The following is an 18,175-nucleotide window of genomic DNA, read 5'->3' on the forward strand; positions in this document are numbered from 1 at the left end:
CTACTGTACCCGCCTGGTTAGCGCAAGAAACAGCGATTCAACTGAGGGGTTTTTCGTCAGACTGGCGGGCAACTCTGCCCGCCGAACAGATTATGCCAGCAGCACGCGGTCGATGGTTGAACAGCCCAGCGCTTTCAGCGTGGCTGCGGTCGCGTCCCACTGGATCAGCGGCGCATCGGCCTTTTCAGCCAGGATTGCACGCTGAATATCCGGGTAGTCATACCCGTTCAGGCTAAGCAGGTTCAGGGCACCCTGGAGCGGAGGCAGCGTCGGGTTAAATGCGGCGTTCTCTGCATAGCTGCCGGTGAAGATGCGGCCGTCGCGGCACAGAAGGGCGACGCCGCTTGGAGATTTGCTGTATGGCGTGTGGCTTTTATTGGCGGCGGCAATGGCCGCTTCGCTCAGCTCATCTCCCGAGAGCGCATAACCGTGGTCCTGCTCGTCCATCAGCAGGGTTTTGATCTCAAGATCTTTCGGGCCGAAAGCATCCGGCAGGTAATCACCCAGCGTATGCGGTGCGCGTCCCGGCAGGTTGATACGCAGTTCAAGACCGCTGTTCAGCTCATTCATAAACTGGCGGCAGTGGCCGCAAGGGGTATAGTTGACGGTGATGGCGCGCAGGGCTTTTTCGCCGCGCAGCCAGGCGTGACTGATGGCGCTCTGCTCCGCGTGGACGGTTTGCTGCATGGTCGCACCGATGAACTCCATGTTTCCGCCGAAGTACCAGGTTCCGCTCACGCCGCGCGCAATTGCGCCTACGTTAAAATGGGAAAGGTCAGCGCGGGCGCAGGCAGCCGCCAGGGGCAGCAGGGCGAAAGCCAGCGCGTCTTCGTCCAGCCCCGTTGCCTGTTTAAGGGTCGTGACCTGATCTGCCGTCAGCAGGGCGGGGAAATGCGCATCCGCCAGAACCGGAGCCAGGGCTGATTGCAAATTCTCTGCAAGCTGAGAGAAAGCAGCTTGAAAACGTGGATGCATGACGTTGCCTCATCAAGGTTAATGGATCGGTAGTGTACGGAGCCGTACGGCCTTTATATGTGATCCAAATCTCATTATGTGTGCAACTTATGAAATGAAAATGAAATTTGCGCGACGCATCGCAAATTTTAGCCCATGACTGCCAGAATAATCGGGAAGATAAACGGCGCGACCAGGGAAGTGATAATCCCGCAGATCACCAGCGCCAGCGAGCTGAATGCCCCTTCCTGATAATCCAGTTCCGCGCAGCGTGCGGTGCCCAGCGCGTGCGAGGCGGTACCCATCGCCAGACCGCGTGCCGCTTTGGTCCGAATTTTCATGATATTCAGCAGCGTATGACCAAACACCGCGCCCAGGATACCGACGAAAATCACGCACACGGCGCTGATGGCCGGAATGCCCCCGATGCTGCCGCCCACGGCCATGGCAATCGGCGTGGTGACGGATTTAGGCAGGATAGAGGCGGCGATCTGCGGCGACGCGCCCATCAATAAGGCCACCGAGGTACCGGTGATCATCGCAACAAGGCTACCCACAAAGCAGATGGTAATGATGGATTTCCAGCGCGCGCGGATCTGATGCAGTTGCTCATATAAAGGAAACGCCAGCGCCACCACGGCAGGCTGCAACAAATCGTTGAGGATCTTGCTCCCGGCGAAGTAACGCTCATAAGGAATGCCGGTGAGCAGCAGAAAAGGAATAATCACCACCATGGCGACCAGCAGCGGGTTGAGCAACGGCATTTTGAAACGCACCGCAAGCTTACGCGCAGCAAAGAACACCACCAGGGTTAACGGCAGGGACCACCAGATATTCGCCATCATTTTTTTGTGTTCTCCCCGACGACCTTGCGTTCGCCATGCACAATGTGTGAACTCCAGCTGACGACCAGGAATACCACCAGCGTACTGATGGCGCAGGAGACCACAATCGGGCCGAACTGCGCTTTAAGCACATCGTAATACTGCATCACCCCAACGCCGATAGGCACAAAAAGCAGGGCCATATAGCGAATGAGAACGAAGCACCCCGGATTAACCCATTTCGCGGGCAGCACCTGTAATGCCAGTAGCACAAACAGGATCAGCATGCCGATAATGCTGCCGGGTATCGTAATCGGCAGCAGCGAAGCGATAAAAATGCCGGCGTACAGGCAGGCATAAATGAGGACGAAGGCGCGAAGGTATTGCCAGATAGTATTCAGTGATTTGCTCATGGTGAAAGTCCTTGCTGAGACGTATTCATCATACAATTAAACCTGAAAATGTGCCACGGATCACATCATGAATTTTGGGCATACCAGACATTCCGCAATGGAACGCCGGGCTTTCAACATACATAGAGAGCAGCTACTATAGCGCGTCTTTTTTCACAGGTACTCAGAATGCGTGTTTTACTGGCCCCGATGGAAGGTGTGCTCGACTCTCTCGTGCGCGAGCTGCTTACCGAGGTGAACGATTACGATCTCTGCGTGACGGAGTTTCTGCGCGTGGTCGATATGTTGCTGCCAGAAAAATCATTTTATCGTCTCTGCCCGGAACTGCATCGTCAGAGCCGCACCCCGTCCGGTACGCTGGTGCGCGTCCAGCTGCTCGGCCAGTATCCTGAGTGGCTGGCTGAAAATGCCGCCCGCGCGGTAACGCTTGGCTCGTACGGCGTCGATCTGAACTGCGGCTGTCCGTCAAAGCTGGTCAACGGCAGCGGCGGGGGGGCGACGCTACTTAAAGATCCGGAGCTGATTTATCGCGGCGCAAAGGCCATGCGTGAGGCGGTGCCATCGCATCTGCCGGTGACGGTCAAAGTGCGTCTGGGATGGGACAGTGGCGATAAGCAGTTTGAAATTGCTGACGCGGTGCAGCAGGCGGGCGCCACCGAGCTGGTGGTGCACGGGCGAACCAAAGAGGATGGTTATAAAGCCGAGCGCATTAACTGGCAGGCGATTGGCGAGATCCGCAAACGGCTTACGATCCCGGTGATTGCCAACGGCGAAATCTGGGATTATGAGAGCGCGCAGGCCTGCCTCAAAGAGACCGGCTGTAATGCCGTGATGATTGGCCGCGGTGCGCTGAACGTGCCGAACCTCAGCCGGGTGGTGAAATATAATGAGCCGCGGATGCCGTGGGCGGATGTGGTGAAACTACTGCAAAAATACACGCGGCTGGAAAAGCAGGGCGATACCGGCTTGTATCACGTCGCGCGCATTAAGCAGTGGCTGAGTTATTTGCGTAAAGAGTACGACGACGCGCTGGGATTATTTCAGGAGATCCGTACGCTACAGACGTCTGCGGATATTGCCCGGGTGATCCAGTCAAAATCCTGAGCGAAGTGTGAAGTGTTTGCCCGGCGCGGAGCCGGGCAACAGAATCAGAAAATCATCTTGAATACGCCGGTTACCACCAGCAGCCCTATCAGAAATATAATCAAAATAACCCACAATAATATTTTCATTCGCCTCTCCTGCGTATGTCTGTCGAAGTAAGTGTAGCAGCCAATTCATAATTAGCATGAATACATGAAATTAAATCATTGTCTTGGGGAATAAATTTCCGGATATGAAAATGTATAACAATATGCGGATTGCCACGCGTTACTAAAAAACGGAACGTCAGTAAGCGTAAGTTGCGCCTTTATTTTTTTTGAGTTCATGGCGTAATGATACGTTCTCTTACTTTATCTCTGAGTGCTCCTCTTGTTTTTATGCTGGCCGCCTGCGCGCCGGAACATGCCACGGTGTCTCCAGTAAAAACGCAAACCGCCGCCGCAGCTGTAAATACCCAACTGCGTCATGCCGACTGGCCAAAAAGCGAATGGTGGAAAGACTTTAACGACCCCCAGCTCAACGCGCTGATCGACAAAGCGCTGGCGGATGCGCCGGATATGCAAATTGCCCGTCAGCGTATTACCCTGGCGGAAGCACAGGCGAAAGCCGCTGTCGCTGCTGAGGGTCCACAGCTGGATTTTTCCGCAGATGTTGAACGGCAAAAAATGTCGGCAGAGGGGCTGATGGGTCCATTTGCGCTGACCGATCCGGCGGCGGGGACAACCGGCCCCTGGTACACCAACGGCACCTTTGGTCTGACGGCGGGTTGGGATTTGGATTTATGGGGTAAAAACCGCGCCCAAATTGAGGCCCGCATCGGTCAGGTGAATGCGCAAAAAGCGGAGCTGGAGCAGACCCGCCAGCTGCTCGCCAGCAGCGTCGCGCGGCTGTACTGGGACTGGCAGACCGAGGCCGCGGTGGGTGACGTACTCGCGCAAATCAAACGGGAGCAGGAAAATATCATCGGTGCCGATCGTGAGCTTTATCAGCACGGCATTACCTCCTCGGTGGAAGGCGTTGAAACGGATATTAATGCCAGCAAAACCGATGAGCAGCTCGCTGACGTGCACGGCAAAATGAAGGTCATTGAGGCGCGTCTGAATGCGTTGACCCATACCCCTTCAGTCACGCTCGCCCGGCATGCCTTACCTGATGCAGAGGCGTCGCTGCCGTCAACGCTCGGTTATGAACTGCTGGCTCGGCGCCCGGATTTGCAGGAGGCGCACTGGTATATCGAAGCATCCATGAGCGAAGTGGATGCCGCCAGAGCCGCGTTCTACCCTGACATCAATTTGATGGCATTCTTGCAGCAGGATGCATTGCACCTGAGTGACCTGTTCCGCTCATCTGCGCAGCAAATGGGCGTAACCGCCGGGCTGACGCTGCCAATTTTTGACAGCGGTCGGTTGAATGCGAACCTGGATATCGCCCAGGCGCAAAACAACCTCTCCGTGGCGAACTACAACAAGGCCGTGGTAGATGCCGTAAACCAGGTTGCCCGGACGGCCAGCGAAGTGGAAACGCTGACCGCCAAAAATCAGCACCAGCAGCAGATCGAAAAAGATGCGGCGCGCGTCGTTGCGCTGGCACAGGCGCGTTTCAGCGCCGGGATCATTGCCGGCTCCCGAGTGAGTGAAGCAAAAATTCCGGCGCTCAAAGAGCGTATTACCGGGTTCATGCTGAAAGGTCAGTACGTGGATGCCACGCTCCAGCTCACCTCCGCGCTGGGTGGCGGATATCATCACGGCTAACATTGCGCATTATCTATACTTACCTCTTTGCAGATTATCAGGAGGTGAGTATGACGCGAGTCGCAATTGTTACCGCATCGGATTCAGGAATTGGCAAAACGACGGCCCTGATGCTGGCCGAACGCGGGTTTGATGTCGGAGTAACCTGGCATTCAGATGAGAAAGGGGCGCTGGCAACCTGCCGTGAAATTGAAGCGCGCGGGCAGCGTGCCGAGGCCATTCATCTCGACTTAAGCAATTTGCCGGAAGGCGCAAAGGCCATTGAAACCCTGATTACGCGTTTCGGGCGGCTGGATGTGCTGGTTAACAATGCCGGGGCGATGAATAAAGCGCCATTTCTGGACCTGTCGTTTGACGACTGGCGGCACATATTCACCGTTGACGTGGACGGCGCGTTTCTCTGCTCGCAAATCGCGGCGCGTCAGATGGTGAAGCAGGGGGAAGGGGGGCGGATCGTGAATATCACCTCGGTGCATGAACATACGCCATTGCCGGACGCCAGCGCCTATACGGCGGCCAAACATGCGCTGGGCGGGTTAACAAAGTCGATGGCGCTGGAGTTGGTTAAACATAAGATTCTGGTGAACGCCGTTGCGCCCGGAGCGATCGCCACGCCGATGAATGATATGGACGACAGCGAAGTGAAAGAAGGCGCAATGCCGGAAATCCCGCTGGCACGGCCAGGGCATACCAAAGAAATTGCCAGCCTGGTGGCGTGGCTGTGTGACAGCGACGCCAGCTACACCACCGGGCAGTCGTTTATCGTCGACGGCGGTTTTATGCTGGCGAATCCGCAGTTTAAGCCTGCGGAATAAGCATTCCCCTCACCCCCAAGGGGAGAGGGTGTATAGCGTTTGGGGAGAGGGGTAGGGTGAGGGGCAGCAGGCCGAACTCACTCTTCATCCCGCCGCTTTTCGCGATGCTTGAGCCACAGCCGTACCACAATCACCACTGCAACAACCAGGATCAACCAGGCCCAGTGTTTAAGATGCTGATCGAGATTATGCAGCCACGGACCTATTACTTCGCCACCCACGTAGCCAAGCGTGGTGAAAATCAGCGCCCAGGCAATCGCCCCGAGAATGTTCAGCGGCAGGAAGATTTTCGGCGGTAAGCGGCTCGCGCCAATCAGTATTGGCCCGATGATGCGAAAGCCGTACATAAAGCGGGTACCAATCACAAACAGCCAGGGACGTCGCTGGATAAGCCGCTGAGCACGGCGAATTTTCTTTTGATGCTTAGCAAAACGTTGCAAAAGCGTTGGGCCAAAGCGCAGCCCCAGAAAGTAGAGCAGCTGATCGCCAATCATACCGCCCAACGCGACGGCGGCGACCACCAGCGAGAATTTCAGCAATCCCTGATGTGCGGCCACCCCGCCCAGCAGCGTGATGGTTTCGCCTTCCGCGACGCTGCCGATCACCAGCGCGGCGTATCCATATTGTTCAATAAGACCGTTGATATCCATTACGTAAACGTCATCTCCCTTACTGTGCCTGCGTTAATCATATACCCCATCCATCAACCGCGCGGCAATCAACGGAAATTTCCCACTGTACATAAAATAATCTAAAGCCTGCATTATACTTAAGCTATCGCTGACGGGCCGACAACAAGGGGGCGTTATGAACCATGTCTGGGGACTTTTCTCCCATCCCGATCGTGAAATGCAGGTGATCCGTAACGAGAACGAAACGGTCGCGCATCACTATACCCACCATGTCCTGCTGATGGCAGCGGTGCCGGTGGTCTGCGCGTTTATTGGTACTACGCAGATAGGCTGGAACTTTGGTGACGGCACCGTGGTTCAGCTTTCCTGGTTTACCGGACTGTACCTGGCCATTCTGTTTTATGGCCTGATGCTGGCCGGGGTGGCGGTGATGGGGCGGGTCATCCACTGGATGGCGCGCAACTATCCGCAGCGCCCGTCGCTGGCACACTGTATGGTCTTCGCCGGATACGTCGCGACCCCGCTGTTTTTAAGCGGTATTGTCGCGCTCTATCCACTGGTCTGGCTGTGCGCGCTGATCGGTACGGTTGCCCTCTTTTACACCGGTTATCTGCTGTATGTAGGGGTGCCAACCTTCCTCAATATCAATAAAGAAGAGGGCCTGAGCTTCTCCAGCTCTACGCTTGCCATCGGCGTACTGGTCCTTGAGGCGCTACTGGCCCTGACAGTTATTCTTTGGGGTTATGGATACCGTCTCTTTTAAGTTCCCTGCATTGCTGGCGTAAATGCCAGCAATGCAGCATCTGGTTATGATTCTCCGCTGGCGACAACGCACGGTGATCGCTATGATGCCGAAGCCAGCCTGTGTTTATCCGTTGACACAGGCGGTGTACGTCATAACGTGCGTGAATCATTATCAGAAGTCTCATCATGCTGAAATTTCGAGTGTCACTCCTTAGTCTTGCGCTGCTGCTGGGCGTCTCCGCTACCGCGCCAGCCATCGCCAAAACGACCGCAGTCGCCACCGCTGCTGCGCAACCCCAGATTGCGTCCGGCAGCGCGATGATCGTTGACCTGAATACCAACAAGGTGATCTACGCCAGTCATCCGGATCTGGTGCGCCCGATCGCTTCCATAACCAAAGTCATGACCGCGATGGTGGTGCTTGATGCACGACTGCCGCTGGACGAAAAGCTGAAGGTGGATATCAGCCACACGCCAGAGATGAAAGGGATCTACTCTCGCGTGCGTCTGAACAGTGAAATCAGCCGTAAAAATATGCTGCTGCTGGCGCTGATGTCCTCTGAGAACCGCGCGGCGGCAAGCCTTGCCCACCATTATCCTGGTGGTTACGACGCGTTTATCCGCGCGATGAACGCCAAAGCCAAAGCGCTGGGGATGAAAAATACCCATTTCGTAGAGCCAACCGGTCTGTCGATTCATAACGTCTCGACGGCGCGTGATTTAACCAAGCTGCTGATCGCCAGTAAGCAATACCCGCTGATCGGTCAGCTCAGTACCACGCGTGAGGAGATGGCGACATTCTCGAACCCGGCGTATACGCTGCCGTTCCGCAACACTAACCATCTGGTGTATCGCGATAACTGGAATATTCAGTTAACCAAGACCGGATTCACTAATGCGGCAGGGCACTGCCTGGTGATGCGCACCGTGTTTAACGGTAAGCCAGTGGCGCTGGTGGTGATGGATGCCTTCGGCAAATATACCCACTTTGCGGACGCCAGCCGCCTGCGCACCTGGATTGAAACCGGGAAAGTGCAGCCGGTGCCGGCTTCAGCGCTGGCGTATAAAAAGCAGAAAGCGGAACAGATGGCGACGGCGCAGAACGACTGAGCCGCCTGTCTGTGCCGGGTGGCGGCTTCGCCTTACCCGGCCTACGGCCCTAAAGCGGCCCCGATACGTAGGCCCGGTAAGCGAAGCGCCACCGGGCGAAAGCGCCTACTCCGGCAGCGTCCAGTCACCATCGTTGAGTGGACGCTGCATGATCAACGTATCCCGCCAGTCGCCCTTCTTATACCCCACGCTGCGCAGTTGACCGACAACCTCGAAGCCATGTTTTTTATGCAGCCGTAACGATCCCGCATTATTGTTTCCGTCACCAACCACGGCAATCATCTGCCGCCAGGGTCCTTGTTCACAACGGGCGATCAGTGCCTGGAGTAAGGCCGAGCCAAACCCGCGCCCGGTAGTGCTGGCATCCACATAGATGGATTCCTCAAGGGTGTACCGGTAGGCCTGGCGTGGACGATAAAACGTGGCGTAGCAGTAGCCGACAACAATGCCGCGATACAGCGCAACCAGCCACGGTAAACCGCTGTCGGTCACGCTCTTCATCCGCTGACGCATCTCATCGACGGTGGGAGGAATTTCCTCGAAGGACGCACGGCCATGAAGCACATGCCAGGCGTATATCGCCGAGATGGCATGCGCATCGTCAGGAAGGGCGTCGCGCACCTCGATTTCAGTTTCGGGGAAAATTTCTACAGCCGACATGTTCTGCCCGCTCCTTGTTTGGAAAGCCAGAGAAACGTTTCTCTGGCAACAGGCAGATACTCTAGTACGTTTGAGGAGGGCTTAACAATCTCTTAAATTTGGCTATAAGAGTTCATCAGAGGCTTGCGTATTGTGTTCCTCTGTTTCGGCACTCTCTTTCCAGTATTTCTTCCGCGTTGTCTTACCAATGCCCGGGTTCATACTGTTTGTAGGGTCATTTTTGCGATAAAACTGTTTAAGCGTCTCCGGCGCTTTGTACAGGTGTCCTACGTTGTGCTCGGCAGGATATTGCGCGCCACGCTCGTGCAGCAGCGCCAGCATCTGTTCTTTCAGCGCGTGTGCATCAACCCCTTTTTTGACGATGTAATCCTGATGGAAGACATAGCACATAAAGTGGCCGTAATAGAGCTTATGCACCAGCTTGCTGTCGATCTCCGGCGGCAGATGTTCAAACCACTCGGTATCGTTGCGACGCAGGGCGATATCCAGCGCCAGAATATCCTCCACCTCTTCGGAATGCACCGCCTGATAACGGATGGCAGCACCCGCCGCGGCGAAGCGGTGCAGGAAGGCTTTGCTGCCTTCTTCCGGCGTACAGGCAAAGAAATCCCCGTCGGCGGTTTTGAAGAATTCGGTGAGCCAGCTCTGCGCTTCGGCAATGCCGTCCCCGGCCATTTTCAGCAGCAGATGGTGCTCATACTTGTCGCGCCAGGTCTTCATCCGCTCCGGTAAATGCGCCGGGAAGACGTTGCCCAGCTTCTGCATAAAGCGGTCGGTGAAGTGCGGTTTGAACAACGATACTTTCTCCAGCATCGCGTCGGTGCGGCCCTTCATAGTGAAGAAGAACGGCATTTTGTCGGTGCCGAGCTTGTCGATCATCAGGAAGGTATCTTTGCCGTAGCGCTCGGCGATGTCGTAAATGTCCCGGTGCATATACTCGCCCGCCACCGGCAGGTGAGTGAACTCGGCCAGAATATGACGACGGATCTCCGTCAGCACCTCCGGCTGATTGGTGCCGATGTAAAACACCTGCTGCTTTTTCTCTGCCGGGAAGGTATCGAGGCGCACCGCAAAAACGGCCAGCTTGCCCGCGCAGCCGGAGGATTCAAACAGGCGATCCGGATCGGCGTTATAGCGCGCCGGCGTATCGGCATTGATATCGCGCACGCGGGTGATGTAATCGTGGTCATGCGCGTGACGGCCATCGTGCTGAACGTCTTCGTCCTTCACGCGGTCATCGTCGAGTTTGCTGAGGATCTGCTCTGGCGTTACGCCCAGATCGATCCCCAGATGGTTAACCAGCGTCAGCTTGCCGTTTTCATCGATACGGGCGAACAGCGACATTTCCGTGTAAGCCGGGCCGCGCTGCACCAGCGAGCCGCCGGAGTTATTGCAGATCCCGCCGATCACCGAGGCGCCAATGCACGATGAGCCGATCACCGAGTGCGGCTCGCGTCCCAGCGGTTTAAGCGCTTTTTCCAGCGAGTAAAGCGTGGTGCCGGGGAAGGCGAGCACCTGTTCGCCCTTGTCCAGCAGGTGCAGTTTGTCGAGGCGCAGGGTGCTGATAATCACGATGTCACGATCGTAATCGTTGCCGTTCGGCGTGGAGCCTTCGGTCAGGCCGGTATTCGCAGCCTGCATTAAAATAATCTTGTCTGCCGCAACGCAGGCGCTGAGCACGCGCCACAGTTCGAGCAACGTACCGGGGAAGACTACCGCCAGCGCGTCGCCCTGGCCGGAGCGGAAGCCCTTACGATAGCGGGCGGTTTTGGCCGGGTCGGTAAGCAGGTGAGAGTGACCAACCAGGCGAGACAGTTCGTTAATAAATGTAGTGTTATCGTCAGTTCGAACAGAAGACATCTTCCACTCCTTGTGGTGGGGCAAATTTCTCGCTGTAAAGCATAGCGCGATTAGCCGTTGAGCGGTCGGGTATTCATGAGAAAAATCAGAGAATAACCCTGCAAGGTTTTCAGGCTTTATGGCACACTGCGCTTTTCGCACGGTCTGGCCGGGTGCTTCCCGCGGTTATTGATGAGAGAGAATAACAACATGAAATGGCTATGTTCTGTAGGTGTTGCCGTCAGCCTGGCGCTGCAACCTGCGCTGGCAGAGGATTTGTTTGGTAATCACCCGCTCACGCCCGAAGCCCGCGACGCCTTTGTCACGGATTTACTCAAAAAGATGACGGTCGATGAGAAAATCGGCCAGCTGCGCCTGATCAGCGTCGGTCCGGATAACCCGAAAGAAGCCATTCGCGAGATGATCAAAGACGGGCAGGTAGGGGCCATTTTTAACACCGTTACCCGCCAGGATATCCGCAAGATGCAGGATCAGGTGATGGAGCTGAGCCGCCTGAAAATTCCACTGTTCTTCGCTTATGACGTGGTGCACGGCCAGCGTACCGTCTTCCCGATTAGCCTCGGCTTAGCCTCCTCTTTTAATCTTGATGCGGTGAAAACCGTCGGGCGCGTTTCGGCATATGAAGCCGCAGACGACGGCCTGAATATGACCTGGGCGCCGATGGTTGACGTCTCCCGCGATCCGCGCTGGGGCCGCGCTTCGGAGGGCTTCGGTGAAGACACGTATTTAACCGCCACGATGGGCAAAACCATGGTGGAAGCGATGCAGGGCAAAAGCCCGGCAGATCGTTACTCGGTCATGACCAGCGTCAAGCACTTCGCCGCCTATGGCGCGGTGGAGGGCGGTAAAGAGTACAACACCGTCGACATGAGCCCACAGCGCCTGTTCAACGACTACATGCCGCCATACAAGGCAGGGCTGGACGCGGGCAGCGGGGCGGTGATGGTAGCGCTGAACTCTCTCAACGGCACGCCTGCCACCTCCGATTCGTGGCTGCTGAAAGACGTGTTGCGCGACCAGTGGGGCTTTAAGGGCATTACCGTCTCTGACCACGGCGCGATTAAAGAGCTGATTAAACACGGCACGGCGTCCGATCCGGAAGACGCGGTACGCGTGGCGCTCAAGTCCGGCATCAACATGAGCATGAGCGACGAGTACTACAGCAAATACCTGCCGGGGCTGGTGAAGAGCGGCAAAGTGACGATGGCAGAGCTGGACGACGCCGCTCGCCACGTGCTGAACGTGAAATATGACATGGGGCTGTTTAACGATCCTTACAGCCATCTGGGGCCGAAGGATTCAGACCCGGCGGACACCAACGCCGAAAGCCGTCTGCACCGTAAAGAAGCCCGGGAAGTAGCGCGCGAAAGCCTGGTGCTGCTGAAAAACCGTCTCGACACGCTGCCGCTGAAAAAATCCGGCACCATTGCCGTGGTCGGTCCGCTGGCCGACAGCAAGCGTGACGTCATGGGCAGCTGGTCCGCCGCAGGCGTGGCGGATCAGTCCGTTACCGTGCTGACCGGCATTAAGAGCGCCGTGGGTGAAAATGCAAAAGTGGTTTACGCCAAAGGCGCGAACGTCACCAACGATAAAGACATCGTGACCTTCCTCAACCAGTATGAGGAAGCGGTGAAGGTGGATCCGCGCACGCCGAAAGAGATGATCGACGAAGCGGTGAACGCCTCGAAGCAGTCCGACGTGGTGGTCGCGGTGGTGGGTGAAGCGCAGGGGATGGCGCACGAAGCCTCCAGCCGTACCGACATTACCATCCCGCAAAGCCAGCGCGATCTGATCGCGGCCCTGAAAGCCACCGGCAAGCCGCTGGTGCTGGTGCTGATGAACGGGCGTCCGCTGGCGCTGGTGAAAGAAGACCAGCAGGCTGACGCCATTCTGGAAACCTGGTTCGCCGGTACCGAAGGCGGTAACGCCATTGCCGACGTGCTGTTTGGCGATTACAACCCGTCCGGCAAGCTGCCGATGTCCTTCCCGCGCTCCGTCGGGCAGATCCCGGTTTACTACAGCCACCTGAACACCGGTCGTCCGTATAACGCCGACAAGCCGAACAAGTACACGTCTCGTTATTTCGATGAGGCGAACGGCCCGCTGTATCCGTTTGGCTATGGCCTGAGCTACACCACCTTTAAGGTCTCTGACGTGAAAATGTCAGCGCCGACCCTGAAGCATGACGGCAAAGTGACCGCCAGCGTGGAGGTGACCAACAGCGGCAAACGCGAAGGCGCGACGGTGATCCAGATGTACATTCAGGATGTCACGGCCTCCATGAGCCGTCCGGTGAAACAGCTGCGCGGCTTCGAGAAGGTCAACCTGAAACCGGGCGAAACCAGAACGGTCAGCTTCCCGATTGACGTGAATGCGCTGAAGTTCTGGAATCAGCAGATGAAATACGATGCCGAGCCTGGCAAATTCAACGTCTTCATTGGCGTGGATTCCGCCCGCGTGAACAAAGCCGAATTCGAGCTGCAATAATCTTACCTTCCTCCCCATCCCCCGCCTGGCGGGGGATGCCTCTCATCTCGTACGAAAAACGGTTAAATTCGCTGTTTTAAGCTACGCTTTTGTCTCAAGCCTATGAAAAAGGCCACAAAATAATGAGGAAAGCAGAATGACGATTATTAAGGGGATAACAGGATCGGCGGTGCTTCTGGCGGCGCTAAGCCTGCCGCTACAGGCCGCAGAGCCGGTTAAGGTGGGTTCCAAAATTGATACCGAGGGCGCGTTGCTCGGCAATATCATTTTGCAGGTACTCGAAAGCCACGGCGTGAAAACGGTCAATAAAGTACAGCTTGGCACCACACCTGTCGTACGCGGTGCCATCACGTCCGGCGAGCTGGATATCTACCCGGAATACACCGGCAACGGGGCATTCTTCTTCAAGGATGAAAACGATCCGGCCTGGAAAAATGCCAAAGCCGGGTACGAAAAAGTCAAAAAGCTGGACGCGGAAAAAAATAAGCTGGTCTGGCTTACGCCGGCACCGGCCAACAACACCTGGACCATCGCGGTGCGTAAAGATATTGCCGAGAAAGGCAAGCTCACCTCGCTTGACGATCTCAGCCGCTACCTGAAAGAGAAGGGCGAGTTTAAGCTCGCGGCCTCGGCAGAGTTTATCGAGCGCGCTGATGCCCTGCCAGCGTTTGAAAAAGCCTATGATTTCAAGCTCGAACAGTCTCAGCTGCTCTCGCTGGCGGGCGGCGACACGGCGGTGACCATTAAGGCGGCGGCGCAGCAAACCTCCGGCGTCAACGCGGCGATGGCCTACGGCACCGACGGCCCGGTCGCGGCGCTTGGTCTGCAAACCCTGACCGACCCGAAAGGCGTTCAGCCCATTTACGCTCCAACCCCGGTCGTGCGCGAGGCGGTGCTGAAAGCCTACCCGGATATTGCGGAATGGCTCAAACCGGTGTTTGAAAAACTGGATGCGAAAACGCTGCAACAGCTGAATGCCAGCATTGCCGTTGAGGGGCTGGATGCCAAAAAGGTGGCTGCCGACTTCCTGAAACAACAAGGGCTTGTGAAGTAACGGGACAAGGCTGTGCCAATAAAATGTCATAACCGCGTCCTGCTGCTGTTGGCCTGTGTGGCCATTGCGGCGGTCGCGTTACCCTTTGTAAATGTCGCGCCAAACCGTCTGGTGTCGGGCGAACCGCGCGCGCTCTGGCAGATCTGGTCATTTACGCCGCTACTGCTGGGCGCGGCGCTGGCGAGTACTGTAGCCTTAGCCTTCTGGCCAGGGCGAGCCGCCCTTTGGCTGACGCTTCTGCTCAGCGAAGCACTGTTTATCGTGCTGTTCTGGAGCGCGGGACAGGCGGCAACGCAGATGGCCTCGGTTGAAAGCCCGCTGGCGCGCACGTCGATTGGCAGCGGGCTGTGGCTGTGGCTGGCACTTTGTCTGCTGGTCTGTAGCGATGCCATTCGCCGTCTCACGCCGCTACCCGTCTGGCGCTGGCTGCTGAACGCGCAATTCTGGGTCATCCCTCTGCTGATCCTCTTCAGCGGCGATCTGAATCAACTCTCGCTGTTAAAAGAGTACGCCAACCGCCAGGAGGTGTTTGACAACGCGCTGGCGCAACATCTGACGATCCTGTTCGGGACTCTGATCCCGGCGCTGCTGCTGGGCGTGCCGCTGGGCATCGGGTGCTACCGGCATCCCAGCCGCCAGGGTGCCGTCTTTACCGTGCTCAACGTTATTCAGACCATCCCCTCCGTTGCGCTGTTTGGCCTGCTGATTGCCCCCCTGGCCGGTCTGGTGAAATCCTTCCCTGCGTTGGCCGCGGCAGGCATTGCCGGAACCGGGCTGACGCCTGCCCTTTTCGCCCTTGTGCTGTATGCGCTGCTGCCGCTGGTGCGCGGCGTGGTGGCGGGGTTAAGCCAGGTTCCGCCTGACGTGCTGGAAAGCGCCCATGCGATGGGGATGAGTGCGCGCCAGTGTTTCTGGAAAATACAGCTGCCGCTTGCGCTTCCGCTGCTGGTTCGCAGCCTGCGGGTGGTGACGGTGCAAACCGTGGGGATGGCGGTGATTGCCGCGCTGATCGGGGCGGGCGGCTTTGGGGCACTGGTGTTCCAGGGGCTGCTGAGCAGCGCGCTGGATCTGGTGCTGCTGGGTGTTGTGCCCACGATTGCGCTGGCGGTCGTACTGGATGCATTGTTTGCCCTGTGGCTCGCGCTGCTCAGGAGAAGAGCCAATGATTGAATTTCATGATGTGAGTAAAACCTTTGCGGGCCGTCCGGCGGCAAGCCACCTCAATCTGCATTTTGCCGAGGGGGCGTTCTCGGTATTGATCGGGACGTCGGGGTCGGGAAAATCGACGACGCTGAAGATGATCAACCGGCTGGTGGAACATGACAGCGGGACGATTCGCTTTGCCGGAGAGGAGATCCGCAGCCTGCCGGTGCTGGAACTGCGGCGGCGTATGGGCTACGCCATTCAGTCCATCGGCCTGTTTCCCCACTGGACGGTGGCCCAGAACATTGCCACCGTGCTACAGCTGGAAAAATGGTCCCGGGGGAAGATCAATGAGCGTGTCGACGAGCTGATGGCGCTGCTGGGCCTGGACGCGTCGCTTCGCGACCGCTATCCGCACCAGCTTTCCGGCGGACAGCAGCAGCGGGTCGGGGTGGCGCGCGCGCTGGCCGCTAACCCGCAGGTGCTGCTGATGGATGAGCCCTTCGGCGCGCTGGATCCGGTCACCCGCGGCGCACTTCAGGCGGAGATGAGTCGCATCCACCGTATTCTAGGGCGCACCATCGTGCTGGTGACGCATGATATCGACGAAGCGCTGCGGCTGGCCGATCGTCTGATACTGATGGATCACGGCGAAGTCGTCCAGCAGGGTACGCCGCTTGAGCTGTTAACCTCGCCGGCGAATGATTTTGTGCGTGAATTTTTTGGCCGCAGCGAGCTGGGCGTCAGGCTGCTCTCGCTGCGCACCGTCAGGGACTATCTGCGTCCGCAGGATGCGCAAATCGGTGGTGAACCGCTGCACGATGGGATGAGCCTGCGCGATGCCCTGTCGGCGTTTGTCGCCCGGCAGTGCGAGGTATTACCCGTTGCGGACGGGCAGGGGACGCCATGCGGGACGATCCATTTTCGCGATCTGCTGGCGGGGGAGGTGACGTGTGAAGTGGGTCCGTGATCCGTTACTCTGGCTGACAGGGCTGTTTATCGCCTTACTCTACCTGATGCCGCACAGCGCGGCGCTGTTTAATGCGCTTATTCCCGGGCTGCCGCGCCCGGTGTACCAGCAGGAGAGCTTTGTTAATCTCACCCTGGCGCACTTCTGGCTGGTGGCGGTGTCAAGCGTGATTGCCATCGTGCTGGGCACAGGCGCCGGGATTGCGGTGACGAGACCCGCGGGCAGGGAGTTTCGTCCGCTGGTGGAGACCATCGCCGCAACGGGGCAGACCTTCCCGCCGGTGGCCGTGCTGGCGATTGCCGTGCCGGCGATCGGTTTTGGGCAGGAGCCTGCCATCATTGCGCTGATTTTGTACGGCGTGTTGCCCATTCTGCAAGGGACGCTGGCGGGGATTGCGGCGGTGCCTGCATCGGTGCTGAGCGTAGCGGAAGGGATGGGGATGAGCGCCTGGCAGCGGCTGGTGAAGGTCGAACTGCCGCTGGCCGCACCGGTGATTATCGCCGGCGTGCGAACGTCCGTGATTATCAACATTGGTACGGCAACCATCGCCTCGACGGTCGGAGCCAATACGCTGGGAACGCCGATCATTATCGGGTTAAGCGGGTTTAATACGGCTTACATTATTCAGGGGGCGGTTCTGGTTGCGCTGGCGGCGATTGTGGTGGATCGCCTGTTTGAACGCCTGGCCGGATACCTCAGCCAACACCGCCGCGAACAATAAATGAATAACCTGCAAGCATAACGCCACCGATACCGCTGATGGCCATCAGTGCAAAGAGGGTAATTACGGCCAGTTTCGTTGCCTTCATCATGTGCTCCTGTTGTTAACGGAACAATTATACGGTGAAGCGCAGCTGTTAATGAACCATTAAATGCCGTTACGACGCATTTGGCCCCAGCGAGTAAACGGGATAACCATGTTCGCGCCATTCCGTCAGGAGCTGCTGCTGGGAAGGGGAGGGGACTTCGCCGCACCAGACCAGCAGCGTCTGTCCCTCAAACAGTTCCGGTCTGAGCTGGGCCAGGGAGTGGGCAAGCACGTCAACGCGCCAGCCCTGCTGGGTGGCAATCCAGGCTTCGAGCCACAGCCGGGTGGTATCGTGTACGTTCCAGCCGATCACCAGCGCATCTTTGCTGTTTTTATTCCGCGCTGAGGCAAGACAGACGGAAATATAGTTAATCAGCACGCCATCAAGCATGCTGAGCAGTGCCTGTAAGGTGGTTTGCTGACACTGAAGCCGACGCCGTAGGGGAATAAAAAGATGGGTGATCAAGGTTTGCGCCGGGTAGTCTCGACCCTGTTCTTTGATCCAGCCGCGCAAACGCTGCAAATTGCCACTCTGCAACAGCCTCAGCAGCGTTTCCTGCTGCTCGCGCCAGAGAAGTTGCGTATCTGGATCGTCCTGGCTCAGAAGCGATTTTACCTTGCCGACCTGTACGCCATTGTCGATCCAGCTTTTGATCTCGCGGATCCGGTCAATATCCGCATCGTTAAACAGGCGGTGCCCGCCGTCCGTTCTTTGCGGCTTAAGCAATCCATACCGTCGCTGCCACGCCCGTAGCGTAACGGGATTGATATCACACAGGAGTGCCACTTCACCTATTGTGTAAAGCGCCATTTTCGCCCCCAGGCTTGCGCGTCCCCAGCTTAACT

The 18,175-nt window shown here is 57.3% G+C and carries 18 protein-coding genes; 10 read left to right on the plus strand and 8 right to left on the minus strand.

Going from position 1 to position 18,175, the window contains the following annotated elements; genetic code table 11:
• Nucleotides 1-90: 90 nt before the first annotated feature.
• The 3 genes from cdd to ACOTY5_RS17405 all read right to left on the minus strand — a co-directional run bounded on the left by cdd (nt 91) and on the right by ACOTY5_RS17405 (nt 2,191).
• On the minus strand, nt 91-975 hold the full coding sequence (gene cdd, locus ACOTY5_RS17395) for a cytidine deaminase (RefSeq protein ID WP_045141692.1): 885 nt from the start codon (nt 973-975) through the stop codon (nt 91-93).
• 128 nt (nt 976-1,103) lie between these two features.
• Complete coding sequence (locus ACOTY5_RS17400) at nt 1,104-1,799, minus strand: CidB/LrgB family autolysis modulator (protein ID WP_015572322.1); 696 nt, start codon at nt 1,797-1,799, stop codon at nt 1,104-1,106.
• Nucleotides 1,796-2,191 carry a CidA/LrgA family protein gene (locus ACOTY5_RS17405; RefSeq protein WP_062934045.1) on the minus strand — a complete coding sequence of 132 codons (396 nt, stop codon included), beginning with the start codon at nt 2,189-2,191 and terminating at the stop codon, nt 1,796-1,798. The genes ACOTY5_RS17400 and ACOTY5_RS17405 overlap by 4 nt, the downstream gene beginning before the upstream one ends.
• A 168-nt stretch (nt 2,192-2,359) precedes the next feature.
• On the opposite strand from ACOTY5_RS17405, the gene dusC reads away from it, so the two are divergent.
• The 3 genes from dusC (at nt 2,360) to ACOTY5_RS17420 (ending at nt 5,861) form a co-directional block, all read left to right on the plus strand.
• On the plus strand, nt 2,360-3,295 hold the full coding sequence (gene dusC, locus ACOTY5_RS17410) for a tRNA dihydrouridine(16) synthase DusC (protein WP_045141690.1): 936 nt from the start codon (nt 2,360-2,362) through the stop codon (nt 3,293-3,295).
• Nucleotides 3,296-3,627: 332 nt separating this feature from the next.
• On the plus strand, nt 3,628-5,046 hold the full coding sequence (gene mdtQ / locus ACOTY5_RS17415; RefSeq protein ID WP_045141689.1) for a multidrug resistance outer membrane protein MdtQ: 1,419 nt from the start codon (nt 3,628-3,630) through the stop codon (nt 5,044-5,046).
• 50 nt (nt 5,047-5,096) lie between these two features.
• Nucleotides 5,097-5,861, plus strand: a complete 765-nt coding sequence (locus ACOTY5_RS17420) for an SDR family oxidoreductase (protein WP_023295053.1) — start codon at nt 5,097-5,099, stop codon at nt 5,859-5,861.
• 77 nt (nt 5,862-5,938) lie between these two features.
• Here ACOTY5_RS17420 and ACOTY5_RS17425 read toward each other — a convergent pair whose 3' ends face one another.
• Complete coding sequence (locus ACOTY5_RS17425; RefSeq protein WP_015572327.1) at nt 5,939-6,511, minus strand: DedA family protein; 573 nt, start codon at nt 6,509-6,511, stop codon at nt 5,939-5,941.
• Nucleotides 6,512-6,668: 157 nt separating this feature from the next.
• Between ACOTY5_RS17425 and ACOTY5_RS17430 the strand changes: the two genes are divergently transcribed.
• Nucleotides 6,669-7,256: a Yip1 family protein gene (locus tag ACOTY5_RS17430; protein ID WP_003859296.1), complete on the plus strand. Its 588-nt coding sequence runs from the start codon at nt 6,669-6,671 to the stop codon at nt 7,254-7,256.
• Nucleotides 7,257-7,423: 167 nt separating this feature from the next.
• Nucleotides 7,424-8,347, plus strand: a complete 924-nt coding sequence (gene pbpG, locus ACOTY5_RS17435) for a D-alanyl-D-alanine endopeptidase (protein WP_015572329.1) — start codon at nt 7,424-7,426, stop codon at nt 8,345-8,347.
• Between the two features lie 105 nt (nt 8,348-8,452).
• On the opposite strand, the gene ACOTY5_RS17440 is transcribed toward pbpG, so the two are convergent.
• Nucleotides 8,453-9,007, minus strand: coding sequence for a GNAT family N-acetyltransferase (locus ACOTY5_RS17440; protein WP_015572330.1), 555 nt, complete (start codon nt 9,005-9,007; stop codon nt 8,453-8,455).
• 102 nt (nt 9,008-9,109) lie between these two features.
• Nucleotides 9,110-10,867 (minus strand): D-lactate dehydrogenase, encoded by a 1,758-nt coding sequence (gene dld / locus ACOTY5_RS17445; protein WP_015572331.1) that lies wholly within the window; start codon nt 10,865-10,867, stop codon nt 9,110-9,112.
• Between the two features lie 189 nt (nt 10,868-11,056).
• Between dld and bglX the strand changes: the two genes are divergently transcribed.
• The 5 genes from bglX (at nt 11,057) to ACOTY5_RS17470 (ending at nt 17,242) form a co-directional block, all read left to right on the plus strand.
• Nucleotides 11,057-13,354, plus strand: a complete 2,298-nt coding sequence (gene bglX / locus ACOTY5_RS17450) for a beta-glucosidase BglX (protein ID WP_062934046.1) — start codon at nt 11,057-11,059, stop codon at nt 13,352-13,354.
• Between the two features lie 136 nt (nt 13,355-13,490).
• Nucleotides 13,491-14,408 carry a glycine betaine ABC transporter substrate-binding protein OsmF gene (osmF, locus tag ACOTY5_RS17455; RefSeq protein ID WP_045141686.1) on the plus strand — a complete coding sequence of 306 codons (918 nt, stop codon included), beginning with the start codon at nt 13,491-13,493 and terminating at the stop codon, nt 14,406-14,408.
• A gap of 12 nt (nt 14,409-14,420) precedes the next feature.
• A complete protein-coding gene (locus ACOTY5_RS17460; RefSeq protein WP_045141685.1) occupies nt 14,421-15,578 on the plus strand; it encodes an ABC transporter permease in 1,158 nt (385 codons plus the stop codon).
• On the plus strand, nt 15,571-16,521 hold the full coding sequence (locus ACOTY5_RS17465) for an ABC transporter ATP-binding protein (RefSeq protein WP_032648897.1): 951 nt from the start codon (nt 15,571-15,573) through the stop codon (nt 16,519-16,521). Before ACOTY5_RS17460 ends, ACOTY5_RS17465 begins: the two co-directional genes overlap by 8 nt.
• The gene (locus ACOTY5_RS17470) at nt 16,505-17,242 is read left to right on the plus strand and encodes an ABC transporter permease (protein ID WP_017383373.1); all 738 of its coding nucleotides are present in this window, start codon (nt 16,505-16,507) and stop codon (nt 17,240-17,242) included. The genes ACOTY5_RS17465 and ACOTY5_RS17470 overlap by 17 nt, the downstream gene beginning before the upstream one ends.
• Here ACOTY5_RS17470 and ACOTY5_RS17475 read toward each other — a convergent pair.
• Both ACOTY5_RS17475 and mlrA read right to left on the minus strand, forming a co-directional pair.
• Complete coding sequence (locus ACOTY5_RS17475; protein ID WP_017383372.1) at nt 17,217-17,330, minus strand: protein YohO; 114 nt, start codon at nt 17,328-17,330, stop codon at nt 17,217-17,219. The two genes, ACOTY5_RS17470 and ACOTY5_RS17475, sit on opposite strands and share 26 nt — an antisense overlap.
• 69 nt (nt 17,331-17,399) lie before the next feature.
• The gene (gene mlrA / locus ACOTY5_RS17480) at nt 17,400-18,140 is read right to left on the minus strand and encodes an HTH-type transcriptional regulator MlrA (protein ID WP_045141684.1); all 741 of its coding nucleotides are present in this window, start codon (nt 18,138-18,140) and stop codon (nt 17,400-17,402) included.
• Nucleotides 18,141-18,175 lie beyond the last annotated feature (35 nt).

This window comes from Enterobacter cloacae complex sp. SHL018, from assembly GCF_049237905.1.
Lineage (GTDB): Bacteria > Pseudomonadota > Gammaproteobacteria > Enterobacterales > Enterobacteriaceae > Enterobacter > Enterobacter hormaechei_C.